This is a genomic window from Methyloceanibacter methanicus (genome assembly GCF_001723285.1).
GTDB lineage: Bacteria > Pseudomonadota > Alphaproteobacteria > Rhizobiales > Methyloligellaceae > Methyloceanibacter > Methyloceanibacter methanicus.
This window is the reverse complement of the sequence record NZ_LPWG01000012.1, coordinates 389828-412448: the sequence shown is the minus strand read 5'-3', so window position 1 is coordinate 412448 and position 22621 is coordinate 389828. Positions and strand designations below refer to the sequence as shown.

The window sequence follows — 22621 nt, the reverse complement described above, 5'->3', positions numbered from 1 at the left end:
CTACTCCGCCCGCCTAAGCCGCGCCGTCGAGCTCGAGCTTGTCGTGATAATACGCGACGTCGTCGCCAAGCCGCTTCACCACGCCGCTGGACGCCATTTCGTAAGCAAGATCGACCGCGCTCGCGAAGCCCGTCGCATCGGTCCCACCATGGCTTTTCACGACAATTCCGTTGCCCAAGGAAAATTCCGCCATTAAGCTGTCGGGGGTCCATCTTCTCTTAGCCCGGAACGCACCTTGCGCCAGGAGCGCTCCGAGGCGGGAGAGAAACGACTGACGCATGGCCGCTCTGAGATATTCAGCGATCTGCTTAGCCGTTCCCTCGGCGGTCTTCAAGGCGATGTTCCCGGTGTAGCCGTCGGTGACCACCACATCCACGATGCCATGGCCGATATCGTCGCCCTCGATAAATCCATGATAGCGGATGGGCAGCGGCGCGGACCTGAGGACGGCGGCCGCTTCGCGGATCTGCTCGACGCCTTTGACCTCTTCGACCCCGATATTCAGGAGTCCGATGGACGGCTTCTCCATGCCGAGTAGCGCCCGGGCCATGGCGGCGCCCATGAGCCCAAATTCCACCAGCTGGCGTGTATCGGCCCCCACGTTGGCGCCCACGTCCAGCACGATGCATTCGGCGTCCACGGTGGGCCAGATGGCGGCGATCGCGGGCCTGTCGATCCCCTTGACCGTTTTCAAGCAGAACTTCGACATAGCCATCAGGGCGCCGGTATTGCCCGCCGAGACCACCGCATCGGCCTGCCCGTCGCGCACGGCCTGGATGGCAAGCCACATACTGGACTTCCAGCGGCCGCGGCGAAGGGCCTGGCTCGGCTTGGCGTCCATGGCGATGGCCACGTCGGTGTGGAGAATATCCGATTTGGCGGCCAGATCGGCATGCTCCTTCAGCTCGGCGGCGATCTCAGCCTCGTCGCCCACCAGAATGAAGTGCATGTCCGGGTGGCGGACGAGCGCGAGCGCCGCCGCGGGAATGACCACGCCCGGACCATGATCGCCGCCCATGGCATCCAGCGCTATGGTGACTGGCGTACCCATTCTCCACTACCGATCTGGAAGATTAAGGCCAAGGCGATGGCTCGCCCTGGCACCCCCTGAAACCGAACCCGAATAGACGTAAATGCCTGTCAGTGACAACCTGATTTTGCGCTTGCACACGGATACTAGGAATCCTTGAGGTCCTTCAGGACGGCAAACGGGCTGTTTTTTGGCGTTTCGGCGTCCTGTTTGGCGTCGGACCATTGGAAGTCTACCCCCGCCTTCTTGGGATAGGGATCCAAGGAGGTGGCCAAGGTCTCATAAACGAGGGGGCCGAGGTCGATCGCATCGCCCTCGATGGCCTCGGGCCAGTCGATTTCGCTGGCCTGAACGGGGTCCTCCGCACGCGCCTGGAGCTCCGCGATCTTCTCGGGCGGCCAGAATTCGGCCTTGACCGGGACGTCGATATGGGCCGGGAGGGGCTCCAGGCTCACGACGCAGGTCTGGACCACATCGGCCTCAAGCCGCCCTGTCAGGAGCACCCGCTTCCCGCTTCCCGGGCGCAAACGATAGACGAAGCTCAGCCCCGCCAGGTCCCTCAGGTCCAGCAGCGCCATGATCGTCTCGCGCTCGGACTCCGCGATCTGGATCGTCTTGTCGGCATTCTGATCGATCTCGCCGAGCCTGATTTTACGCGTCAACGGCGGGGCTTGGAGGTCTTCGTTCGGATTTTGAGTCATCTTGGGGCCTCACGCGCTGGAGAGTTCAGGGAAGCGGATCCGTCCCTTGCAGATCGCTTCAAGCGGTTGCGCGCTCAAGTCTTGCAGGACTTGGCTCATATAGGGTGTCAACTGCGCGCTCGCAGCCCGGGCCGGGCTCGCGTCGAGCGGCAAGGCGTCGGCGATCGCGACTTCGAGGGCATCGCCTCCCGCGGCCACGGCGCGTTCATAGCCTTCCAGGAGGCTGGCGCCTTGGGCGACGAGCTTGCGCACCTTTTTTGGGACGGCGAGATCGCCGGTGCCGATCTCCCGGAGCACGGTCTCCATGTCGGCCGCGAACCGGTCGGACAAGGCTTGGGCCGTGGCCCGGGCCATGGTTTGGGGCGCCGTACGTGTCTTGGCGGCGTCCTGGCCGCCAGCCTCCTTCAAGCGGTGAAGAACGGCGAAGAGATGGAGGGAAAGCATGACGAAACGGCCATTCAGCGTATCGGGGACCCCAAGCCTTTGGTAATAAATTGGAAGTCGCGCCTGCGCCATAATCGCATCATAAAGGTCGTCGGCTTGAGGCGCACCGCTGCCCCAGGGTCCGCCCCAAGGCAGCAGGTCGGCGAGAGGCTTTAGGGACCAGGGCATTTCGTCTAGTTTCTATCAGATGTTCTTGGCCGATTGAGGCCAGTTCGAGACTGAACGCGACCGAGGGGAACGCGCAATTTTGCGGAACGTCAAGCCAGCACCTGCGAGGGCGACCCTGTCCGTGCTTGCGGCACTGTTTCTCGGTGCGGCTCCCTTGCTCGGCTGCGCCGGTCAGATCGACCGGCACGGGCACGTCTTCATCGACGTGGACCTCGACCAGATCCGGCCCGGGATGTCCAAGGGCGATGTCCAGACCGTCCTCGGTTCGCCCGATACGACGAGTGCGATCAGCGGCGACGCCTATTACTACATCTCCTCGACGATGAAGACCGTCGCCTTCCTGAAGCCCAAGGAGATCGACCGTGAGGTGGTCGCCGTTTATTTCGACGGCGGTGAGCGCGTTCGCGATGTCTCGCGATACGGCATCAAGGACGGCGTGGTGGTCGACTACTACAAGGGCGAGACCCCTGCCCGCGGTAAGGACCTCTCCTTTGTCGAACAGTTGTTCGGCAATCTGTCCAACCGGCAGTTGTTCAAGGATCAGACTAGCGGCGGCAGCGCCGCGGGTATCCCCGGCATCTAAGCCCCCTATGAGGTACGAAAAAGCCCCGCTCCTTGAGGGAACGGGGCTTGTTGGTGTTCGGCCGTTTAGCCGCGTCTAGCGCCTATTGATGCGCGAGAACCGCGAGCAGCAGCAAGGCCACGATATTCGTGATCTTGATCATGGGGTTCACGGCCGGGCCCGCGGTGTCCTTGTAAGGATCGCCCACGGTGTCGCCGGTGACGGCGGCCTTGTGCGCCTCCGATCCCTTCCCGCCGTGGTTGCCGTCCTCGATATACTTCTTGGCGTTGTCCCAGGCACCGCCGCCCGCCGTCATGGAGATGGCGACGAAGAGGCCCGTGACGATCACGCCCAGCAGCATGGCGCCCAGCGCGGAGAACGCCGCGCTCTTGCCGGCGATCCAGTTGATCAGGAAGAAGAACACGACCGGAGACAGAACCGGCAACAAGGACGGCACGATCATCTCCTTGATCGCCGCCTTGGTCAGCAGATCCACGGCCCGTCCATAGTCCGGACGGTCCTCGCCCTTCATGATGCCCGGCTTCTCCTTGAACTGCCGGCGCACCTCTTCGACAATGGCGGAACCCGCACGGCCGACGGCCGTCATGGCGATGCCGCCGAACAGGTACGGCAGCAGACCGCCAAGGAAGAGCCCGACCACCACGTAGGGATTGGACAGGGTAAAGGCCGGATCGACCCCTTCGAAATAGGGATATTGCGCGGCATTGGCGGCGAAATATTTGAGGTCTTCCGTGTAGGCCGCGAACAGCACGAGCGCGCCGAGACCGGCCGAACCGATGGCATAGCCTTTGGTCACGGCCTTGGTGGTGTTCCCCACCGCGTCCAGAGCGTCCGTCGTCTCGCGCACGTTCTCCGGGAGCCCCGCCATCTCGGCGATGCCGCCGGCATTGTCCGTGACCGGGCCGAAGGCATCGAGCGCCACCACCATGCCGGCCAGGGCCAGCATCGTCGTGACCGCGATGGCGATGCCGAACAAGCCGGCCAGATTGTAGGTGGCGATGATGCCGGCCATGATCACGAGCGCGGGCAGCGCCGTCGACTCGAGGGACACGGCAAGGCCCTGAATGACGTTCGTGCCATGCCCGGTCACCGATGCCTTGGCGATCTCATGCACGGGACGGAACTTGGTCGAGGTGTAGTACTCGGTGATCACCACGATCAGAGCCGTCACCACGAGCCCGACCACGCCGCAGAAATAGAGCGACTGGCCCGTGAAGCTCACCTCGCCGATGGTCATGGACGTATCCATGCCGACCAGGAAGGCCGTAACCGGCCATAGGGCGATCAGCGACAGGATGCCGGTCACGATCACGCCCTTGTAGAGCGCGCCCATGATCGACTGGCTCGAACCGAGACGAACGAAATAGGTCCCGATGATCGACGTGATCACGCAGGTCGCGCCAATCGCGAGCGGATACAGCATCATCGGCTCGGTCAGGGCTCCGGTGAAGTAAATCGACGCCAGCACCATCGTGGCGACCACGGTCACCACATAGGTCTCGAACAGATCGGCGGCCATCCCGGCGCAATCGCCGACATTGTCGCCCACATTGTCCGCGATGGTTGCGGGGTTGCGCGGATCGTCTTCGGGAATACCCGCTTCCACCTTGCCCACGAGATCGCCACCGACATCCGCACCCTTGGTGAAGATGCCGCCGCCGAGACGCGCGAAGATAGAGATCAGCGAGGCGCCGAAGCCGAGGGCCACCAGCGCATCGATCACCTGGCGCGAGGACGCGTCATAACCGAGGATCGTTGTCAGCACCCAGTAGTAGATGGTAACGCCCAGCAGCGCCAAACCGGCCACCAGAAGGCCCGTGATGGCGCCGGACTTGAAGGCCAGGCTAAGACCGTCGGCCAGGCTCTTCGTCGCGGCCTGCGCCGTGCGGACATTGGCGCGCACCGAAACGTTCATGCCGATATAGCCCGCCACGCCCGAAAGGATCGCACCGATGGCGAAACCGATCGCCGGCAGGAGGCCAAGCAAGAAGAAGAGTACGATGAAGATGACCACGCCGACCAGGCCGATGGCTTGGTATTGGCGGGAGAGATAGGCCTGCGCCCCTTCTTGGATGGCGGCGGCGATCTCCTGCATCTTCGGCGTGCCTGCGTCGGCCGCAAGGATCGCGTTCCTGGTTAGATAACCGTACGCGATCGAGAGCGCCCCACAGGCGATAATGAGATAGAGAACCCATGTCATAACGGACTGTCCCCGTTTATAGGATTTGTTGGACTTAGGATCATCGCGGCTGCGGGAATGACATGGCTAGTGTCCGCCGCTTGTTTCCCCCTGGAATGGACTTAGCCGGGGCGGAAAATGCCAAAATTGCGGCATGGACGCAACAGACGCTCTCCTTGTTAATACCAAAGGCCGAGGAGACTGCCCGGAGCCTAGAAATGGGTGAATCCCTTGCGATCCAAGGCGAGTACGCGTCCGTCCTGCGTAAGGAGGCGAACGCCCCCATCGGCGCCGGTGATCGTGCCAAGCTGGACAAAGGGGACGCCGTGAGACTCGGCCTCCGATTCAAACAGCACGGCCGAGCCTTCGGAGACGGCGACGAGGGCCGCGTAGTCGTCCCCCGCCCCAACCAGATCCCGTAGAAGGTCCGGCGCCGCCTGAAGCGCCTTCTGGACGGCCGGCGAGAGTGGAATCCGGGCGACCTCGATTTCGGCGCCCACATGGGACACCTGGCAAAGCTTCTCGGCATCGGCCGCCAGTCCGTCCGAGATATCGATCGCCGCCTTGGCGAAGTTCCGGATCAGGAGCGCGGCATCCGTATCGATCGGGGGCCGGCGATAGCGGTCCGTCAGATAGGCCACATCGCTTTCGGACAGCGCCCAGGCTTGCGCACGAGAGGGATCCTGCAGGAGCTTCAGGCCCAAATAGGCATCCCCGATCGTCCCGTTGGTATAGAGGCGATCGCCGGGCTTGGCGCCAAGCCGCGTGATGGCCGCTTCGTGCTGGACGAGGCCGAGGGCCGTCACGGTGATGGTGGGCGGTCCGGATGTCGCAGTCGTATCGCCGCCCACGAGGGAAATGCCGGTCCGATCCTGAACCTCGGCCAGCCCCGCCGCGAAGGCTTCCAGCCAGGCCATGTCCATCTCGCGCGGGAGAGCGAGCGAAAGCGTATAGACATAGCCGTGGGCACCCTTGGCCGTCAGGTCCGACAGATTGACCGCGAGGGCCTTGTACCCGATCGAGCGGGGCGGATCGTCTTTCAGGAAATGCACGCCGCTGACGAGCGTGTCGCAGGTCACCACGAGCTGGTGATCGTCGGTGACGGTCAGAACGGCGGCGTCATCCTTGAGCCCAAGCGCGCTCGCGTCCGTTGCGAGCGGCGCGAAGATGCGGGCGATGATGTCGAACTCTCCCGCGAGTGCCATGCCAATCCCCTTCCCGCTTGTCAGCCCTCGCCGGTCGTCTCGCCCTCGCCGATGGCCGTCCGGTCGAACTCCGCGGCCCGTTCTTTCCGCGCAAGCCGGTCCAGGACACCGTTGACCACCTTGGGCTCGTCCCCGCTGAAGAAGGCGTGGGCGATGTCCACATATTCGTTGATCACCACCCGGGCCGGTACGTCATCGCGGATCGTCAGCTCGAAGGCGGCGGCCCGCAGGAGCGCTCGCAGTATGGAGTCCACGCGGTTCAGCCGCCAGCCTTCGGCGAGTTGCCGATCGAGCATCGGATCGAGGCGGCGCTGTTCGCGGACCACCCCATCGACGAGATCGTGGAAGAATTCGCCTTCGGCGGCGTGATAGCGGTCCCCTTCCACTTCCTGGCCGAAGCGATGGGCCTGGAACTCGGCAACCACGTCGTTCAAATCGATACCGGTCATGTCCATCTGGTAGAGCGCCTGAACCGCCGCAAGGCGCGCGGCGCTCCTGGAGGAAGCCCGGTCGGTGGCTTTGGGTTTCTGGGCCATGGTCGCTAGCGGCGGCTCGCGGAGGAAAACTGCTCTTCGAGGCGCATCAAGGTCAGGCAGGCGCGGGCCGCGTCGCCGCCCTTGTTCCGCCCGTCGACACTGGCACGTTCCCACGCCTGCTCCATGCTCTCGCAGGTGATGATACCGGAGCCGATCGGAACGCCATGCTGGAGGGCGAGCTGGTTGATCCCGGCGGCAGACTCCCGCGCAACGATATCGAAATGGCTGGTCTGCCCGCGAATGACGCACCCGAGCGCAATGGCGCCGCGGTGCCGCCCCGCGCGTCCCACGAAGCCATTGGCCAGGGCAAGGCTGAGCGCCAGGGGAATCTCGAGGCAGCCGGGGACGGAGATCTCCTCGAACTCGACATCGTTGCCGCGCAGTTCGTCAGTGGCGCCACGGGCAAGCTCGTCGGCGATGTCTTCGTAGAAGCGCGCCGAGATGATGAGGACGGAATTGGGACCTTTGCGGCTCATGATCTTCACTCCAGGCCGCGATGCCCGACGACCGTCAACCCATACCCTTCGAGCCCGACGATCTTGCGGACGGGCGAGTTCGAAAGCAGGACCATTTCGCGAACGCCAAGATCGAGAAGGATCTGCGCGCCGATTCCGTAGTCCAGCAGCCGGGCATGACTGCGAGCGTCAGGATTCTTCTTGAGGCTTGCCGAAATGGCGTCGGGCCGGGATTCGCGGATCAGAACGACAACGCCGCGCCCTTCCCGATCGACGATGTCCATGGCTTTGCGGACGCAATTGTCGCAGCCCGCGGTGAGCATGTCGTCGAGCGTGTTGACCGCATGCACACGCACGAGAACAGGGCCGCCGGAGCTGACGTCTCCCTTGACCAGGGCGACATGCTCCACCGAATCCACCGTGGTGGCGTAGACCTTGGCCTGGAACGGTTCGCCGCGCGAACTGGCCACCGTCGTCTCGGCGACCGTCCTGACCAAATGATCGTAGCGCAGGCGGTAAGCGATCAGATCGGCGATGGTCGCGATCTTCAGGCCGTGGTGCTCGGCGAAGCCCACGAGGTCCGGCAGACGGGCCATGGTGCCGTCGTCGTTCATGATCTCGCAGATGACGCCTGCGGGGTAGAGCCCGGCCAGGCGCGAGATGTCGACCGCGGCTTCCGTGTGCCCGGCGCGCACCAACACGCCGCCCTCCCGCGCGAGCAGCGGAAACACGTGCCCCGGCGTGACGATGTCGCGGTGATCCTTGGTCGGATCGATCGCCACGGAAATGGTATGCGCTCGGTCATGCGCGGAGATGCCGGTCGAGACGCCTTCGCGGGCTTCGATCGACACCGTGAACGCCGTGGAGTGCCGGGAGCGGTTCGACTGCGACATAAGCTCCAAGCGGAGCTGTTTCGCACGATCGTTGGTGACGGACAGGCAGATCAGTCCACGGCCGTGCTTGGCCATGAAATTGATGGTGTCGGACGTCGCCATCTGGGCCGGGATCACGAGGTCGCCCTCGTTCTCGCGGTCCTCCGCGTCGACAAGAATGAACATCCTGCCGTTGCGGGCGTCCTCGATCACTTCCTCGATGGGCGACAACAGCCGGTGGAGTTCCGTGGTTTCCGCCGCAGTCAAAGCCGTCACGAATGCGTTCCTTCCGTTTGCGCCAACCGCGCCACGTAACGCGCGAGCAAATCGACTTCAAGGTTTACCAGATCGCCGGGCCGCAGGTCGCCCCAGCTCGTATGGGTCAGCGTGTAGGGGATGATGTTCACGTCGAAGCGCGTCCCCTCCACTTCGTTGATCGTCAGCGACACGCCATTCAGGGCAATCGAGCCTTTGGACGCAACGAATTTCGCGAACGCGGGCGGCACTTCCACGAGGAACCGGACGCTGTCGCCATCGGGGAAGCGCGACACGATTTTCGCGACGCCGTCCACGTGCCCCGTGACGATATGACCCCCCAGTTCCTCGCCGAGCGCAAGAGCGCGTTCCAGATTGATTTTGCGCCCCGGTTCCCAGCTTCCCATGGTTGTGTGGCTGAGCGTCTCGTTGGATACGTCGACCGTGACGCGCGCGCCGCTGCCCTTCTCCTTCTCGATCCCGGTGAGCGTGAGGCAGCAGCCGTCGAAGGCGATCGACGCACCGAGTTCCAGCGTTTTGCGCTTGTAGGGCGTCTGGATGACGAAACAGGAACCCTTGCGCGCAACGAGCGTACCTAGGCCGCTGACAATGCCAGTGAACATGATCTCATCCTGCGCCACCACGTCATCCGGTCCGGGCCGAAGAAACGCGTGGCAATAAATGTGAAATGGCCGTTTGCCGCAAAGCGATCAAGGCCTTCGCCGCCGAACGGGATCAACCCGTCCTCACCCACGGGCTCGGGCCCTGATAGAGCACGAACTCGTCGACGAGATCGGCCTCGACAAAGGTTTGCGCGACTGACGGTCCGCCTTCGATCAGCACACGAGTGATGCCACGGTGCGCGAGGGTCTCCAACGTATCCTGCGGATCGATCATGCCGAAATCGTCGACCGGGACGGGAACGATCTCGGCACCGTGGTCGTGAAGTAGGTTCGCATTGGGTTGATCCTCGCCCGCCGCGCAGACGAGCCAAACCGGCACCATCACGTCCTCGAAGAGTTTCACGTCGGGCGGGGTGCGCAGGCGCCGGTCGAGGATCACACGGACGGGGGAGCGGCACGACATGCCGGGAAGCCGGCAGGTGAGCGAGGGGTTGTCCGCCGCGACCGTGCCCCGGCCGACCAGAATGGCATCGTTCATGGCGCGCAGGAGATGGCCGTGGGCGCGGGCCTGACGTCCGGTGATCCAGACCGGCTCGCCATCGCCTCGAGGGATGCGTCCGTCGGATCCGACCGCCATCTTCAACGTGACCGCCGGGCGCCCTTCCGTCACCCGCATGAGGTGACCCAGGGTCACCGATGCGGCCTCCGCCGCGCCCACGCCTTCAATGACCTCGATGCCCGCCGCTTTGAGTTTGTCGATCCCGCGCCCCGCCGTGCGCGGATCGGGGTCGCGAATGCCGATCACGACGCGCGCGACCTGCGCAGCGGCGATCACATTGGCGCACGGCGCGCCGCGCCCGCCTTCATGGGCGCAAGGCTCCAAGGTGACGTAGAGCGTGCTGCCTTGCGAGCGCTGGCCCGCGCGTCCAGGGCGATGGCTTCGGCATGGGGCCGGCCGCCGGGCGCGTCCAGCCGCGCCCCACGATCTCGCCGGTCGGCGCAACTACGATGGCGCCGACGGCCGGGTTGGGCCAGGCCAGGCCGAGGCCGCGCCGGGCCATCCGAACCGCTTGAGACATGTGATGCGCATCGCGCGTGCTCATGAATGGGCGCCTTGCTTCAGTCTTCGAGTGCGGACGGTTCATCCGAATCGAGATCGGCTTCCTTGCCTTCCGTACCGGCAAGTTCACCCAGCAACGCCTCGAAATCCTTCGCTTCGCGAAAATTCTTGTAGACCGAGGCGAAGCGAACATAGGCGACGTCGTCCAGCCCTTTGAGCGCTTCCATGACCAGATGACCGATGGTCTCCGAATGAATATCGCTTTCGCCCATGTTCTCGAGCCTGCGCACGATGCCGCTGACCATGCGTTCCGTGCGCTCCGGATCCACAGGCCGCTTGCGCAACGCAATCTGTACGGAGCGCATCAGCTTGTCGCGATCGAAGGGGATGCGGCGCCCGCTCCGCTTGATGACCGTCAGTTCACGGAGCTGAACGCGTTCGAACGTGGTAAAGCGGCCGCCGCAATCCGCGCAGACGCGGCGGCGCCTTATCGTCGTATTGTCCTCGCTTGGGCGCGAGTCCTTCACCTGGGTGTTGGTGCTGCCGCAATAAGGGCACCGCATGGGCGATCGCCCTCCTCTTAGTCAACACCAAGCCGTACGGCACCTAGACCGAGTAGATCGGGAAGCGTCCGCAGAGCTCGATGGCCTGCTGTTTCACCTTCTCCTCCACGGCGCCGTTGCCCTCCTCGCCGTTGGCGACGAGTCCGTCGAGCACTTCGAGGATCATGCCGCCGATCGCCTGGAACTCAGGGACACCGAAACCGCGCGTGGTGCCGGCCGGCGAGCCCAGACGAATGCCGGACGTGACCATGGGCTTCTCCGGATCGAACGGCACGCCGTTCTTGTTGCAGGTGATGAAGGCCCGGCCGAGCGCCTCTTCCGCCGCCTTGCCGGTGAGCTTCTTCGGCCGCATGTCCACCAGGATCAAATGGGTGTCGGTGCCGCCGGAGACGAGCGCGAGACCGCCATCGACCAGGGTCTCGCCGAGCGTCCGGCAATTGTCCACGACCTGCTGGATATAGGTCTTGAACGAGGGCTGCAGGGCCTCGCCGAAGGCCACGGCCTTGCCTGCGATCACGTGCATCAGCGGACCGCCCTGGAGACCCGGGAACACGGCCGAGTTGATCTTCTTGCCGATGTCGGGATTGTTCGACACGACGAGACCCGAACGCGGACCGCGCAGGGTCTTGTGGGTCGTCGTGGTGCAGACATCGGCGTAAGGAAGCGGGCTCGGATGCAGACCCGCGGCCACGAGACCCGCAAAATGGGCCATGTCGACGTGGAAATAGGCGCCGACCTGGTCCGCGATCTCGCGGAAGCGCTTGAAGTCGATCTGCCGCGGATAGGCGGAGCCGCCCGCGATGATCAGCTTCGGCTTGTGCTCCTTGGCCAGGCGCTCGACCTCGTCGTAATCGATCAGGTTGGTGTCCTCGGTCACGCCATACTGGACCGCGTTGAACCATTTGCCGGACTCGTTCGGGGGTGCGCCGTGGGTCAGATGACCGCCCGCGGCGAGGCTCATGCCCATGATCGTGTCGCCTGGCTTGATCAGCGCGAGCATGACCGACTGGTTGGCCTGGGAGCCGGAATGAGGCTGCACGTTCGCGAACTCGCAGTCGAAAAGCTGCTTGGCGCGATCGATGGCGAGCGTCTCGACCTCGTCCACATACTGGCAGCCGCCGTAATAGCGGCGACCCGGATAACCTTCAGCATATTTGTTGGTGAGGAGCGTCCCGACGGCATCCAGTACGGCCTGGGAGACGATGTTCTCCGAGGCAATCAGTTCGATCTCGTCTTGCTGACGGCGCCCTTCGCGCTCGATCGCGCCCCAAACATCTGGATCGGAATCTTTTGCGTGCTTGTTGAAAAAATCACTGGCCGTCATCTGAAATTGCTCCTCGGGCTCAAACTCATTTTTTTGGGCCTGGCGGTCACCGCTGCTGAAACGGTCTCAGACATACGGCCTCAGGCTGAGTGGGCTGGCTCTACCACATGTCGCGGGGCGATGCTAGCAACACCCCAAGAGTAGAACCGGCTTGCTCAGAATAATGTGTGAGAGGAGAAAAACTAGCTGTTTCCAGCCAATTGGCCGGTGAAATGCAGACGTGCGTCAGCGCGCGGCGAGGCCCCCCGATGAGCCCGAGCCTTGCGCCGCCCGACGTGCCCGATCAAGACGGGCCGACAACCGGAATGCGCCCGGGCGGGACGTCCCTCAGGCTGCGGCCGTGCGGTTCCAAGGCATCGCCGCCAGGACCTTGGCCATGGCGCAGAAGCCTGTCACGCCGGCGAAGACGAGGCCGGCGCCGACGAAGGCGGCCAGCCAGTAGAAGGCCGGTGTGGCGAACGTGCCGAGCAGCATGCCAAGCAGCACGAGGCTGCCGGCACCGATCATCACCTGGCGCTGCATCTCGATCGGCTGGTTCTTGTCCGTGAAGATGGGCAGCCCCGCCTTCTTCCAGGCATCGAGGCCGCCTTCGAGGATATAGGCCTCGCAGGGCGTCGCCGCGCGCAAGCGCTCCGCACTCTGCGCCGTGCGCATGCCCGACCGGCAATGATAGATGATCGGCGCTCCCGTCCCCGAAAACTCGGTCAGGTTCGTCAACGAACCATGCTTTGAGCCCGGAATCTGTTCGCGGGCGCGCTCGTCCGTACCGCGAATGTCAATCAGCGTACCGCCTTGTTCGATGAGACGTTTGGCATCTTCGGGGCTGATGGTGGGAAGGCTCATTAAGGAACTCCTGATCTTCTATGGTTTTCAATCGTTGGGGCAATAGAGCTTCTGGAGATAGCCCAGCAGAAGCTCCGTACGCGGTTCGGCAATGCGGTACCAGAGGGTCTGGCCATCCCGGCGGAAATCGACGAGCCCCTCGTCCCGCATCTTGGCGAGGTGCTGGGAGGTCGCCGACTGGGAGAGCCCGGCCGCCTCCGACAGGGAGCCCACGCTCGCCTCGCCCCATTCGGCCAGCTTGCATAAAATCATCAAGCGACGCTCGTTGGCGAGCGCACGCAGGATGCTCGCAACCAGGGCGGCATTGTCTTCGAATGTCGCGAAATCTCTTGGGGCGCCTGCCATGGTTCCGAACCACCTTCGTATTAGGTATTGCTAATTTAGCGCTTGCTAATATTCTAGTCAACCGATCATGGACGACAACCCTCCGAGGAGTTCTCCAATGCCCGGCAGCCCCAACATCCGTGCCTTCTTCGACGAGACCACCAACACGGTGAGCTATCTCGTGTCCGATCCACAGACGAAGCAGGCGGCGGTCATCGACCCTGTCCTCGACTACGATCACAAGTCGGGAAAGGCGGCAACGGAATCCGCCGACGCCATTCTTGCCGCCGCTTCGGAGGACGGTCTTCGCGTCGTCTGGGTGCTCGAGACCCATGTCCATGCGGATCATCTTTCGGGCGCGCCCTATATCAAGCTGAAGTCCGGCGCCAAGGTCGGCATTGGGGAGCATGTCAGAGACGTCCAGAAGATCTTCCGGCCGGTGTTCAATGCGGAGGATGTCAGCGGCGAAGGCGCCGAGTTCGACCACCTCTTTGCGGACGGCGAGCGGTTTGCCTTGGGCGACCTGGAGGTAGAGGTCTTGTTCGTGCCCGGTCACACGCCCGCCGACATCGCCTACAAGATCGGCGACGCCGTCTTTGTGGGCGACACGCTGTTCATGCCCGATTACGGCACCGCGCGCGCGGACTTTCCCGGCGGCAATGCCAGGACGCTCTACCGGTCCATCAAACGGCTCCTCGCCCTGCCGCCGGAAACGCGGCTCTTCATGTGCCACGATTACAAGGCGCCGGGACGGGACATTTACGCCTGGGAGACGACCGTGGCCGAACAGCGCGCGCACAACGCCCATGTGCGGGACGGCGTCAGTGAGGATGCGTTCGTTGCGATGCGCGAAGCCCGGGACGCAAACCTTGCCGCGCCCGTGCTCCTGCTACCGTCGATCCAAGTGAACATGCGCGCCGGCAACCTTCCGCCTGCGGACAAAAACGGCGTCCACTATTTAAAGGTGCCGGTGAAGCTCAGCGCTTAGTAGTTCGAGGCGTAGGTTCCGCGCGTATCGAGCCCGTAGACGTCGGGGCGGAAGTGGATCAGGCCGTCGGGTGTGCCCCAGGCGCTGATATAGGTGAAGTAGACCCCGATGGTCTGCGTCGCCTGGACGTTCTCCTGCACCGAGGTGTGCCTCAAGGACTGGATGCGCGACAGGTTCCAGGACGGGTTGTTGTCGAGCACCCAAGCCGCCAGCCGGTCGACATTGTGCGTCCGGACGCAGCCGTGGCTCTCGAACCGCACCGCCTTGCCGAACAGGCTCTTCAGCGGCGTGTCGTGAATGTACACCGCGTCCTTGTTCGGGAAATCGATCTTGATGTAGCCGAGGGAGTTCTCTTCCCAGGGCCTCTGACGATAGCGGTAGGTGTAGACGTCGTTGCCGTACCAATCGATCGTGCGGGAATCGACGATGTTCCCCTGCCGGTCGAGAGCTTCCATGTGATACGCGGCGAGCATGTCTTGACCGCGGCTCGCGAACTGGCGCCCCTTCGGGATCAGGTCGGCTTTGACGATGCTGGTCGGCACGTTCCAATAGGGGTTGAACTTCACCTGCGAGACCTTGCTGGCCAAAGTCGGCGTCGGATGCTCAACCTTGCCGACCACGGCGGTATTCCGCAGTTCGACGCGGCCGCCGCGCACCGCTTCCACCTGCGCCGCGGGAACATTGACCTGAATATACCGGTTGGTCGTCTTGCCGGCCCGGACTTGGAGACGCTTCAGGCTTGCCTGGAGCTGGGCCAGCCGCGTGCCTGCCGGCACGTTGAGCGCGGCGACCGTGGCCTTGGAGTCGACGACGCCCGTTGCCGGGAGACCGTGGCGGTATTGAAAACGCTTCACCGCCGCGACGGTGGCGTTGTCGTACCGGCCCGGCTCGTAATTCGTCACCAGGTCGCCACTGATTTGCAGCCGGCGCTGCAGCGTTTGAATGTTGGTGCCACGCCGGCCCGGCTTCATGGCCACGGCCTGAACCATGGGCCACCCGCCCTGGGCGACAATGGCTTGGTACTGCTGAATGGCCGCCCGGGTAGCCGCGACGTTCCCGGGCGCAAGCGTCGGCGTCCCGAGGCCCGGATTGAGGATCATTGCCACTTCCGGATCGCCGGTCGGCAATTCGGAACGTGTCACCTCGCCTTGGGGCCGCGCGTTGCGCGACCCGCCATTGAACAGACCGCCGAACAGACCGCCGCCACCGCTGCTGTTACCGCTTTGCGCGGTGGGTTGGCTTTGATCGTCCCGGCTCTTGAACATGTTGAACGGGCCGGCATACAGAGGCGCAGCGCCGACGCAGACGAGCGTCGCCACGAGTCCTGCCACCGTCAGGCGTGACCCGTGCTTCACAAGCGTGTTCAATTTGAGCATGCGCCGCTCCCCTCACCTGCAGCAACGCGTTTCCGCTCTACTATAAGCGGATTGCTGCCGTAGCTCTACCCGTTTCGGGCGCCATTGAATCCAGGCGGAGCCTTACAAACCCTTAACCACCGTAAGGCGAGGCCCCGGATCGGGCCCGCGGACCCCACCAAAGCACCTCTGGGCTGGTTTGGTCCCCCGAAAGCCGCGCCGCAAAGCGCGGTCACACCGTCAACTGACGACCCTGAAGGAAGATTTTGTCGAATTTGGGTGTATTGCGTGCCGAGACGCGGGCCTTGCTGCGGGACGTGGGCCTTGCGGCACGGCGCGGCGCGTCCCGGGAGGATTTGGCCTCCCGGGCGGCCTTGCGGGTCGCGGCGTTGCTCCGGCGCTCGACCGGTCTAAAGCTGATAGCGGATCTGGTCCGACCAGAAACGCTGCAGGCGGAACATGGACTTGTTCAGGCGCTCGAGATCGTCTTGAGCGACGCCCCCGACAGGTTCCAGCGAGCCGAGCTGGCGCTCAAACAACCGGTTGACCACGTCGGAAACTTCACGGCCTTTTTCTGTGAGGCTCACACGGACCGAGCGTCGATCGGTGGTCGAACGCTGATGATTGACGAAACCGGCCTGGACGAGCTTCTTGAGATTGTAAGAAACGTTCGAGCCAAGATAGTAGCCGCGGCCCGTCAATTCTCCGGCCGTGACTTCATCGTCGCCGATATTGTAAAGCAGCAGTGCTTGGATACTATTCACGTCCGTGCGGCCAAGACGCTCGAACTCATCTTTAATAACATCCAAAAGCAACCGATGCAGTTGTTCGATCAATTTCAGCGAGCCGAGATAAGAACTCTTAAGGTCTTTTTCCTCAACGGCGCTTGCATCCGTCCCCATTTTCAAAGCTACATTCATCGCCAACCCCATTTAGTTGTTGTTTATCCCCAACTTGGCGATGAGTATAGGAGCACGCCGACTAAGATGCGCTTAATTGGAACGCTTAAGACTCGATAAAATTCTAAGCTTAATTCTTGTTGATGTTTGCGGGGATGGCGTTTGATTCCAACGATTCTTAGAAAATCTACGCTGGCTCGTTAAGCTCGAGTTCACCGTCCACGGGGGTTTCGAACAGCCGTTCGATGCGCGCATCGTCCACCGCGGCAACGGTTTCCGGAGTCCATTTCGGCCCCCGTCCCTTGCCGGCGATCTTCGCATCGATGCCCTCTTTGAAGTCGGGCATGGTCACGAGATGCGAGGCCAGGCGGAATTCCAGCTTCAGGGCCTCGGCCAGGCTCAGCGACTTGCCGCGCCGCATCTGCTGCAGCGCGATCTTGAGTGAAGTGGGCGATTTCTGCCGGAGGGTTGCCGCCGTCTTTTTGGCCCAATCCTCGAAGGGCCCTTCGGGCTCCGCGTCGAGGCGTTCCAGGATCTCTTCCACCGTCGGCGCGGAGAAGATGCGGTTGATGGCGGGGGTCATCCGGACCAGGTCGCCTTCGCCCGGGTCCTGGTGCAGCCCATCCAGAAGCCGGTCGATCGGGTGATTGTCCGACAGCGCGGCCTTGATCACGCCGAAATAAGCCGATGGAATATAGTGGCTTACGAGACGTAGACGATGTGCATCGGCCGGTCCGATCTCGGCGCCCGTGAGAGCCAGATACGTTCCGACCCAACCGAAGAGGCGCGGCAGAAAATAGGTTCCGCCAATGTCGGGCAGAAATCCGATCCCGACTTGGGGCATCGCGAACCGATAGCCTTCCCCAGCGATACAATGAGTCCCGAGCAGAGAGATTCCGACCCCACCGCCGAACGCGAGCCCGTTGATCAGCGGGACGTTGGGACGGATGAATTTCTCAAGGACCCAGACATGGGTATAAGCAGAGCGGTAGAATTCGCGTATCTCGTCGACGGCGCCGTCATGGTTGAGTTGGTTCAGGACTTTCAGATCGCCACCGCTGCAGAACACCTTGGGGTGGGTGGACTCCATCACCACGCCGTAAATCTGCGCAGCGGGTTCCCAGCGGCGGTAATTGGCGGTCAAAGCCTCGAACATGTCGCGCGTCAACGCGTTCAGCCTTGCGGGCCGGTCAAGCGTGACGACGCCGGCACGGTCATGTTCGGCGAACGTGATCCCAAGCGGTTCGGACAATCGCGTAAGCTCCCAAGAACGGATCCAAGTGCGAGGGCGACGGCAAAAACGCGCGTAACAGGTGCGGTGTCGGCCCGTCCGGCGCAGCTACCATCCCAAGGCGCAAACCACAAGCCGCTGCCCTGCCGCACGTTCGGACGGGGCGCGCAATGACGGGTCAACGGCAACGGGGCTGGCGGCGGGCGTGTTCCTGGGGAACGCTGGCAGCAAGCCTGTGCGTTGCCACGCCGCTGCCCGGACCGGCCCTCGCCCGGCCCCTCAATCCCTTCGAGAGCCTCGCGGTGAAAATTCCCGATCTGCGGCCGAAGCGCCGCGTCGAGCCGCGGGCGCCCGTCGTCGAGCATCCAAGCCTCCCCGTTCGGAAGCCGGAGACACCAACGACGCCGGCCGAGGATCCCGCCACCTCCGCCAAGGTCGAACCCGCGCCTCAAGAGGAGCCGCCGGGCACTGCCGTGGAAGAAGCCGCAGCGCCGGAGGAACCGGCCACAGTCCCGGAAGAACCGGCCACGCCTGTGCAGGCGCCGGCGCAAGAGGACACCGAACCCTCAACGGACGAAACCGCGTTGGCGCCCGTACCCGAGAGTGCAAGCGACCCCGCACCGGCTCCACCGCGCAATCCCGTGCGCAGCGGATCCGATCCGGACGCGGCCGTCGACCCCAAGGTCGCGGCAGCGCTCGAGAAGTGCGTGAAACTTCTGGATGGGCTCGACCTCGAGTACGAGCATCTCGATCCGATCCGGAGAGCGCCTGCGGCACCGCCGCGCCGATCAAGCTGAAGTCGATCGGCAAGAACCCCGCCATCACCGTTTCGCCCCCGGCGACCGTCAACTGCACCGTCGCAGCGACCTTGCACGAATGGTTCAAGACTCGGTGCAGCCGACCGCAAAGGCGCTCGGAACCCAGGTCGTGAAGATCAGGAACGCCGCGTCCTATATGTGCCGGAACCAGTATGGGCGGTCCGACACCAAGCTGAGCGAACACGCCCGCGCCAATGCGCTGGACATCAAGGCCTTCGTCCTCGCGTCGGGCCAGGAGATACCGATCCTGGGCAATTGGCCCTACGGCTACGAACCGAACCGGCCGCAGCTTGCGCGGATGCCAAGGCCCAATCCGCTTCGCGATCACTCCTCGCTGCCCCCGCCGACCAAGACACCTGGCATCAAGGTCATTCCGAAGACGCCCGCGGACGATCAATACAGCTACGAGATGGAGGAGCTGAAGAAGGTGGCCACCAACCCCTTTTTCGCCCCCGTCTTCGCCGCGCCCGTCGAGTTCGCCGAACCAGAGGAAGAGGAGCCGGAGGGTCCCGTTCCGGCAGGCAATTTGAGCCGTGCCGACGCCAAGAGCTTCCTGCGCACGATCCACGGAGACGGCTGCAAGGTCTTCTGGACCGTTCTGGGTCCCGAAGCGAACGCGGCCCACCGCGATCATTTCCATCTCGACATGCGCAAACGGCGCTATGTGAGAATCTGTCAGTAGGACGCACCGGCGGGGCCGGAAAACCATGTTGGCCACGGGCTCTGGCGGGACCCGTGTCTTGAATGATAGGCTCGCTGCCCTCGGACGTGCACGGCCTGTGGCCAATTCTTTTGAGGATCCGTATCGCGTGGCGCCATTACCCGACGACAAGACCGTCTCATTCCGGACCGAACGTGCCAAGCGCGGCACCGCGGAGACGCCCAAAGACCTGGGACAAGGCTATCCCGCGACCCGGCTCCGGCGGAACCGGCGCGCCGACTGGTCCCGGCGCCTCGTGCGCGAAATGCACCTTACGCCGGACGACCTGATCTGGCCGATCTTCATCATCGACGGCGACAGGGCCCGCGAGGAAGTCGATGCCATGCCGGGCGTCGCGCGGCTGTCCATCGATCTTGCGGTCAGAGCCGCGGAGGATGCCGCGGAAATCGGGCTCCCGGCGATTGCACTCTTTCCCTATACGGATCCGTCCTTGCGCGACGAGGCCGGAACCCAGGCCTTCAATCCGGGCAATTTGGTCTGCCGCGCCGTGCGGGCCGTCAAACAGGCCGTGCCGGAAATCGGCATTGTGTGCGACGTGGCGCTCGATCCCTATACGAGCCATGGCCATGACGGACTGCTGGACGAAGACGGCAGGATCGACAACGACCGTTCCGTCGAGGCGCTGGTCACCCAGGCGCTGGTTCAGGCCGAGGCCGGCTGCGATGTGATCGCGCCGTCCGACATGATGGACGGCCGCGTCGGCGCCATCCGGGCCGCGCTCGAGGCCAACGGTTTCGCCGACACCCAGATCATGAGCTACGCGGCGAAATACGCCTCAGCATTCTACGGTCCGTTCCGGGACGCGGTCGGCTCGGGCGCGCAGTTGCGCGGCGACAAGAAGACCTATCAGATGGATCCCGCCAACGGCGGCGAGGCGCTGCGCGAAGTGGCCTTCGACGTGGCCGAGGGCGCCGACATGGTCATGGTCAAGCCCGGCCTCCCTTATCTCGACATCGTCTGGCGTGTGAAGGAGGCCTTCGGCCTGCCGACCTTCGCCTATCAAACCTCAGGGGAGTATGCCGCCCTCGTTGCCGCCGCCGAGCATGGCTGGCTGGACCGGGAACGGGTGGTGCTGGAGACGCTGCTCGCCTTCAAGCGAGCCGGCGCCGACGGCGTTTTCAGCTATTTCGCCCCGGAAGTGGCCCGTCTCCTGAAGGGCCAGTACTGACGGCGCAGCGCGCTTAGTCCGTGACCTTCATCTTGGTGAAGAGCACCGTCGCTTCGTCGCTCTTGTCGAAATTGTCGCCCGAGACTCCGAAGCGCCAACTGCCCTTCGGCGCCTGCCCCCGGAGTTCGCGGACCTTTGTGCCATTGATGTAGAAGCCAAGCGTGTTGCCTTTGGCATCGACACGCAAAGTGTTGGAGGCACCCGGCGCGGTCTCGATGGCGGGGCTGTCGATATTGGCCGCGATCGTCCCGACCCAGGCGCGTCCTGTTTGCGCGCGATCCAGTAGCGGCCGTTGTTGAGAACTCCGAACTGGTAATACGTGCGGTTGTTCTCGCCCCAAAAGAGGAGCCCCGCGCCTAAAATCTGCGGTGTCTCATCTCCCTCGGCCGGTGCGTCGGGCGTGGGCCAGACCGCCTCCACGCAGACATCGGCATCGTCGACCGAGAACATGACATTGAGATTGGACTGCATATCGTCCGCCGGCAGCGCGAACGACAACGCCCCATCGCCGATCGAGACGGTGTCCTTCTGGGACCAGCCGCCTCCGTTGTCCTGGAACTTGTCCTCGAAAATGACGTCGCTGCCCTCACATGCCAGGCCTTGCCCGACACTTGCGAGAAGGCCCGCAAGCGCGACTGCAAAAACCGTCCGCCGCATGCGCTGTCTCCCTGGACGCTCCTGGGGATGAAAGACGAATCTGTCGTGCGCGAATCCTAAGGCGTCCCCTTGCCGACGGCAACCGACGGGGGGCTTGGAGTTCCGCCGCGGCGCCTTCACGTTGCGAATCTGGGAGGGAATTCCCATATGAACAGCAGTTATGCCTTTACGTGGAGACCCAATGTCGAACCAAATGACCCGCAGCGAGACGACCTTTCCCGCGCAAGTTCATGCTTACAATCCGGTGACGGAGCCTCAGCTCTTCACCGCGGTCATCCGCAAGCGCTGCGTCGCCTTCCTCATCGACGCGGTCATCATCGCCCTTCTGACCGTGATCGCCTTTGTTTTCGTGGCTGTGCTCGGCGTTCTGACGCTTGGCCTTGGCTGGTTGCTGTTCGGGATGATCTTTCCCATTGTCGGCCTCGGCTACAACGCCTTCACGATCGGCGGGCCGAAATCGTCCACGATCGGCCAGCGCACGATGGGGCTCGCCGTGCCCATGTGGTTCGGCGGCAAGGTCACGCCTCTGATCGCGGCGTTCCATGCGCTCCTGTTCTGGTTCTCGCTGACGTTGTTCTTCCCGATCCTGCTGTGGTGCTTCTTCGATTCCCGCAAGCGCTGCTTGCACGACATCCTGGCAGGGGTTCTCGTGATCAACCGGCCCACGGCTGCTTTCCAGCCCCGCGACTGATGCGGCCCGGTCTTACGAGCCCCGATGTGACAGGAAACGGGCCGGAAGCGCGGTTTCGGGTTTTCCAGGGTCAATCCGCCGCAGGTGCCGAGCCGATTGCGCCCGCCGCCGGTCCTCGCTTAAGCTAGCTCAAGGATTGACTTGGATTCGCTTCCGGTCCGGTGCCGTGACAGAACACAAGAATAACTTTCCGGAGTTCTACATCACCGCCCCCCAGCCCTGCCCCTATCTGGCGGGCCGGATGGAGCGGAAGCTCTTCACGCACCTGACCCGGGACAAACCCGGCTTCCTCATCGACAATCTGCTCAAGGGCGGATTCCGGCGCAGCCAGAACATCGCCTACATGCCCTATTGCGACGCCTGCTCGGCGTGCGTCCCCGTGCGCCTGCTCGTGAACGAGTTCGAGCCCAAGCGGTCCTTGAAGCGGATCTCCCGGCAGAACAGGGATTTGATCGCCACGCGGAAACCGGCCGCGCCAAGCTCCGAGCAGTACGGCCTGTTCCGCGACTATATCGAGGCGCGGCACGGGGACGGCGGTATGGCCGAGATGAGCGTTCTCGATTTCTCGCTCATGGTGGAAGACAGCGTGGTCGAGACCTTCATCACCGAGTACCGGCAGAAGCCCGACGAACGGACCGGAGCGGCCCCGCTGGTCGCCGCCGCCCTGTGCGACCGGCTGAGTGACGGCATCTCCATGGTCTACAGCTTCTTCGATCCGGATTGGGCCCCGCGCAGTCTCGGCACGTATATGATCCTCGAACATGTCGAGTACGCGCGGTCCATGGGATACCCCTATGTGTATCTGGGCTATTGGATCGAGGGCTCGCGCAAGATGCGCTACAAGGAGCGCTTCCAGCCGCAGGAACGCCTGACCTCCAAAGGCTGGGTTCGCAGCCGCGGCCTCGCGGTTCCGCCCCGCTAAACCTTG

26 protein-coding genes are annotated in these 22621 nt (G+C 63.6%); 7 read left to right on the top strand and 19 right to left on the bottom strand.

Annotation, left to right across the window (positions count from 1 at the left end; genetic code table 11):
- Positions 1-13 precede the first annotated feature (13 nt).
- The 3 genes from plsX to AUC68_RS11655 form a co-directional block, all read right to left on the bottom strand.
- A complete protein-coding gene (plsX, locus tag AUC68_RS11665; protein ID WP_083240678.1) occupies positions 14-1051 on the bottom strand; it encodes a phosphate acyltransferase PlsX in 1038 nt (345 codons plus the stop codon).
- A gap of 125 nt (positions 1052-1176) precedes the next feature.
- Positions 1177-1731 carry a YceD family protein gene (locus AUC68_RS11660; protein WP_069437768.1) on the bottom strand — a complete coding sequence of 185 codons (555 nt, stop codon included), beginning with the start codon at positions 1729-1731 and terminating at the stop codon, positions 1177-1179.
- Positions 1732-1740: 9 nt separating this feature from the next.
- Positions 1741-2247, bottom strand: a complete 507-nt coding sequence (locus AUC68_RS11655; protein ID WP_280138553.1) for a ubiquinol-cytochrome C chaperone family protein — start codon at positions 2245-2247, stop codon at positions 1741-1743.
- 217 nt (positions 2248-2464) lie between these two features.
- On the opposite strand from AUC68_RS11655, the gene AUC68_RS11650 reads away from it, so the two are divergent.
- Entirely contained in the window at positions 2465-2926 is a 462-nt protein-coding gene (locus AUC68_RS11650; RefSeq protein WP_069437827.1) for an outer membrane protein assembly factor BamE, read from the top strand.
- Between the two features lie 82 nt (positions 2927-3008).
- Here the strand turns inward: AUC68_RS11650 and AUC68_RS11645 are convergent, their stop codons facing one another.
- The 12 genes from AUC68_RS11645 to AUC68_RS11595 form a co-directional block, all read right to left on the bottom strand.
- Positions 3009-5126, bottom strand: coding sequence for a sodium-translocating pyrophosphatase (locus tag AUC68_RS11645; protein WP_069437766.1), 2118 nt, complete (start codon positions 5124-5126; stop codon positions 3009-3011).
- A 191-nt stretch (positions 5127-5317) separates the two neighbouring features.
- Positions 5318-6310, bottom strand: a complete 993-nt coding sequence (gene thiL, locus AUC68_RS11640; protein WP_069437765.1) for a thiamine-phosphate kinase — start codon at positions 6308-6310, stop codon at positions 5318-5320.
- A 20-nt stretch (positions 6311-6330) separates the two neighbouring features.
- Positions 6331-6846 carry a transcription antitermination factor NusB gene (nusB, locus tag AUC68_RS11635; RefSeq protein WP_069437764.1) on the bottom strand — a complete coding sequence of 172 codons (516 nt, stop codon included), beginning with the start codon at positions 6844-6846 and terminating at the stop codon, positions 6331-6333.
- A gap of 5 nt (positions 6847-6851) precedes the next feature.
- Positions 6852-7322, bottom strand: coding sequence for a 6,7-dimethyl-8-ribityllumazine synthase (ribH, locus tag AUC68_RS11630; RefSeq protein ID WP_069437825.1), 471 nt, complete (start codon positions 7320-7322; stop codon positions 6852-6854).
- Between the two features lie 5 nt (positions 7323-7327).
- Positions 7328-8449 carry a 3,4-dihydroxy-2-butanone-4-phosphate synthase gene (ribB, locus tag AUC68_RS11625; protein WP_244500500.1) on the bottom strand — a complete coding sequence of 374 codons (1122 nt, stop codon included), beginning with the start codon at positions 8447-8449 and terminating at the stop codon, positions 7328-7330.
- Positions 8446-9051, bottom strand: coding sequence for a riboflavin synthase (locus AUC68_RS11620; protein ID WP_069437824.1), 606 nt, complete (start codon positions 9049-9051; stop codon positions 8446-8448). Before AUC68_RS11620 ends, ribB begins: the two co-directional genes overlap by 4 nt.
- 112 nt (positions 9052-9163) lie before the next feature.
- Positions 9164-9934 (bottom strand): bifunctional diaminohydroxyphosphoribosylaminopyrimidine deaminase/5-amino-6-(5-phosphoribosylamino)uracil reductase RibD, encoded by a 771-nt coding sequence (ribD, locus tag AUC68_RS11615; RefSeq protein ID WP_069437763.1) that lies wholly within the window; start codon positions 9932-9934, stop codon positions 9164-9166.
- Positions 9915-10154, bottom strand: a complete 240-nt coding sequence (locus AUC68_RS17835) for a hypothetical protein (protein ID WP_244500499.1) — start codon at positions 10152-10154, stop codon at positions 9915-9917. Before AUC68_RS17835 ends, ribD begins: the two co-directional genes overlap by 20 nt.
- A 16-nt stretch (positions 10155-10170) precedes the next feature.
- Positions 10171-10674, bottom strand: coding sequence for a transcriptional regulator NrdR (nrdR, locus tag AUC68_RS11610; protein ID WP_069437762.1), 504 nt, complete (start codon positions 10672-10674; stop codon positions 10171-10173).
- Positions 10675-10717: 43 nt separating this feature from the next.
- Positions 10718-11998 carry a serine hydroxymethyltransferase gene (gene glyA / locus AUC68_RS11605; RefSeq protein WP_069437761.1) on the bottom strand — a complete coding sequence of 427 codons (1281 nt, stop codon included), beginning with the start codon at positions 11996-11998 and terminating at the stop codon, positions 10718-10720.
- 327 nt (positions 11999-12325) lie between these two features.
- Entirely contained in the window at positions 12326-12841 is a 516-nt protein-coding gene (locus AUC68_RS11600) for a rhodanese family protein (protein ID WP_069437760.1), read from the bottom strand.
- A gap of 27 nt (positions 12842-12868) precedes the next feature.
- Positions 12869-13186 carry an ArsR/SmtB family transcription factor gene (locus AUC68_RS11595; RefSeq protein ID WP_069437759.1) on the bottom strand — a complete coding sequence of 106 codons (318 nt, stop codon included), beginning with the start codon at positions 13184-13186 and terminating at the stop codon, positions 12869-12871.
- A 97-nt stretch (positions 13187-13283) separates the two neighbouring features.
- Between AUC68_RS11595 and AUC68_RS11590 the strand changes: the two genes are divergently transcribed.
- The gene (locus AUC68_RS11590) at positions 13284-14153 is read left to right on the top strand and encodes an MBL fold metallo-hydrolase (RefSeq protein WP_069437758.1); all 870 of its coding nucleotides are present in this window, start codon (positions 13284-13286) and stop codon (positions 14151-14153) included.
- On the opposite strand, the gene AUC68_RS11585 is transcribed toward AUC68_RS11590, so the two are convergent.
- The 3 genes from AUC68_RS11585 to AUC68_RS11575 all read right to left on the bottom strand — a co-directional run bounded on the left by AUC68_RS11585 (position 14150) and on the right by AUC68_RS11575 (position 17659).
- Positions 14150-15529: a L,D-transpeptidase family protein gene (locus tag AUC68_RS11585; protein WP_069437757.1), complete on the bottom strand. Its 1380-nt coding sequence runs from the start codon at positions 15527-15529 to the stop codon at positions 14150-14152. The two genes, AUC68_RS11590 and AUC68_RS11585, sit on opposite strands and share 4 nt — an antisense overlap.
- A 389-nt stretch (positions 15530-15918) precedes the next feature.
- Positions 15919-16440 (bottom strand): transcriptional regulator LdtR, encoded by a 522-nt coding sequence (ldtR, locus tag AUC68_RS11580; protein WP_083240676.1) that lies wholly within the window; start codon positions 16438-16440, stop codon positions 15919-15921.
- A gap of 154 nt (positions 16441-16594) precedes the next feature.
- Complete coding sequence (locus AUC68_RS11575) at positions 16595-17659, bottom strand: enoyl-CoA hydratase/isomerase family protein (protein ID WP_069437755.1); 1065 nt, start codon at positions 17657-17659, stop codon at positions 16595-16597.
- A 149-nt stretch (positions 17660-17808) separates the two neighbouring features.
- Here AUC68_RS11575 and AUC68_RS11570 point away from each other — a divergent pair, with 149 nt between their 5' ends.
- From AUC68_RS11570 to hemB, 3 genes are all read left to right on the top strand, one after another.
- Positions 17809-18435: a hypothetical protein gene (locus tag AUC68_RS11570; protein ID WP_069437754.1), complete on the top strand. Its 627-nt coding sequence runs from the start codon at positions 17809-17811 to the stop codon at positions 18433-18435.
- Positions 18436-18514: 79 nt separating this feature from the next.
- Entirely contained in the window at positions 18515-19138 is a 624-nt protein-coding gene (locus AUC68_RS11565) for an extensin family protein (RefSeq protein WP_069437753.1), read from the top strand.
- Positions 19139-19346: 208 nt separating this feature from the next.
- Positions 19347-20345 (top strand): porphobilinogen synthase, encoded by a 999-nt coding sequence (gene hemB / locus AUC68_RS11560; protein ID WP_244500509.1) that lies wholly within the window; start codon positions 19347-19349, stop codon positions 20343-20345.
- 13 nt (positions 20346-20358) lie between these two features.
- On the opposite strand, the gene AUC68_RS16475 is transcribed toward hemB, so the two are convergent.
- Entirely contained in the window at positions 20359-20685 is a 327-nt protein-coding gene (locus AUC68_RS16475; RefSeq protein ID WP_141701239.1) for a hypothetical protein, read from the bottom strand.
- Between the two features lie 498 nt (positions 20686-21183).
- Here AUC68_RS16475 and AUC68_RS11555 point away from each other — a divergent pair, with 498 nt between their 5' ends.
- Positions 21184-21693, top strand: a complete 510-nt coding sequence (locus tag AUC68_RS11555; protein WP_158008301.1) for an RDD family protein — start codon at positions 21184-21186, stop codon at positions 21691-21693.
- Positions 21694-21859: 166 nt separating this feature from the next.
- A complete protein-coding gene (locus AUC68_RS11550) occupies positions 21860-22615 on the top strand; it encodes an arginyltransferase (protein WP_069437751.1) in 756 nt (251 codons plus the stop codon).
- Positions 22616-22621 lie beyond the last annotated feature (6 nt).

What these genes read in the sequence shown, in the direction of transcription:
- plsX (WP_083240678.1), bottom strand. Translation starts at nt 1,051, where the DNA reads ATGGGTACGCCAGTCACCATAGCGCTGGATGCCATGGGCGGCGATCAT.
- AUC68_RS11660 (WP_069437768.1), bottom strand. Translation starts at nt 1,731, where the DNA reads ATGACTCAAAATCCGAACGAAGACCTCCAAGCCCCGCCGTTGACGCGT.
- AUC68_RS11655 (WP_280138553.1), bottom strand. Translation starts at nt 2,247, where the DNA reads ATGGCGCAGGCGCGACTTCCAATTTATTACCAAAGGCTTGGGGTCCCC.
- AUC68_RS11645 (WP_069437766.1), bottom strand. Translation starts at nt 5,126, where the DNA reads ATGACATGGGTTCTCTATCTCATTATCGCCTGTGGGGCGCTCTCGATC.
- thiL (WP_069437765.1), bottom strand. Translation starts at nt 6,310, where the DNA reads ATGGCACTCGCGGGAGAGTTCGACATCATCGCCCGCATCTTCGCGCCG.
- nusB (WP_069437764.1), bottom strand. Translation starts at nt 6,846, where the DNA reads ATGGCCCAGAAACCCAAAGCCACCGACCGGGCTTCCTCCAGGAGCGCC.
- ribH (WP_069437825.1), bottom strand. Translation starts at nt 7,322, where the DNA reads ATGAGCCGCAAAGGTCCCAATTCCGTCCTCATCATCTCGGCGCGCTTC.
- AUC68_RS11620 (WP_069437824.1), bottom strand. Translation starts at nt 9,051, where the DNA reads ATGTTCACTGGCATTGTCAGCGGCCTAGGTACGCTCGTTGCGCGCAAG.
- AUC68_RS17835 (WP_244500499.1), bottom strand. Translation starts at nt 10,154, where the DNA reads ATGAGCACGCGCGATGCGCATCACATGTCTCAAGCGGTTCGGATGGCC.
- nrdR (WP_069437762.1), bottom strand. Translation starts at nt 10,674, where the DNA reads ATGCGGTGCCCTTATTGCGGCAGCACCAACACCCAGGTGAAGGACTCG.
- glyA (WP_069437761.1), bottom strand. Translation starts at nt 11,998, where the DNA reads ATGACGGCCAGTGATTTTTTCAACAAGCACGCAAAAGATTCCGATCCA.
- AUC68_RS11600 (WP_069437760.1), bottom strand. Translation starts at nt 12,841, where the DNA reads ATGAGCCTTCCCACCATCAGCCCCGAAGATGCCAAACGTCTCATCGAA.
- AUC68_RS11595 (WP_069437759.1), bottom strand. Translation starts at nt 13,186, where the DNA reads ATGGCAGGCGCCCCAAGAGATTTCGCGACATTCGAAGACAATGCCGCC.
- AUC68_RS11590 (WP_069437758.1), top strand. Translation starts at nt 13,284, where the DNA reads ATGCCCGGCAGCCCCAACATCCGTGCCTTCTTCGACGAGACCACCAAC.
- AUC68_RS11585 (WP_069437757.1), bottom strand. Translation starts at nt 15,529, where the DNA reads ATGCTCAAATTGAACACGCTTGTGAAGCACGGGTCACGCCTGACGGTG.
- ldtR (WP_083240676.1), bottom strand. Translation starts at nt 16,440, where the DNA reads ATGGGGTTGGCGATGAATGTAGCTTTGAAAATGGGGACGGATGCAAGC.
- AUC68_RS11570 (WP_069437754.1), top strand. Translation starts at nt 17,809, where the DNA reads ATGACGGGTCAACGGCAACGGGGCTGGCGGCGGGCGTGTTCCTGGGGA.
- AUC68_RS11565 (WP_069437753.1), top strand. Translation starts at nt 18,515, where the DNA reads ATGGTTCAAGACTCGGTGCAGCCGACCGCAAAGGCGCTCGGAACCCAG.
- AUC68_RS11555 (WP_158008301.1), top strand. Translation starts at nt 21,184, where the DNA reads ATGTCGAACCAAATGACCCGCAGCGAGACGACCTTTCCCGCGCAAGTT.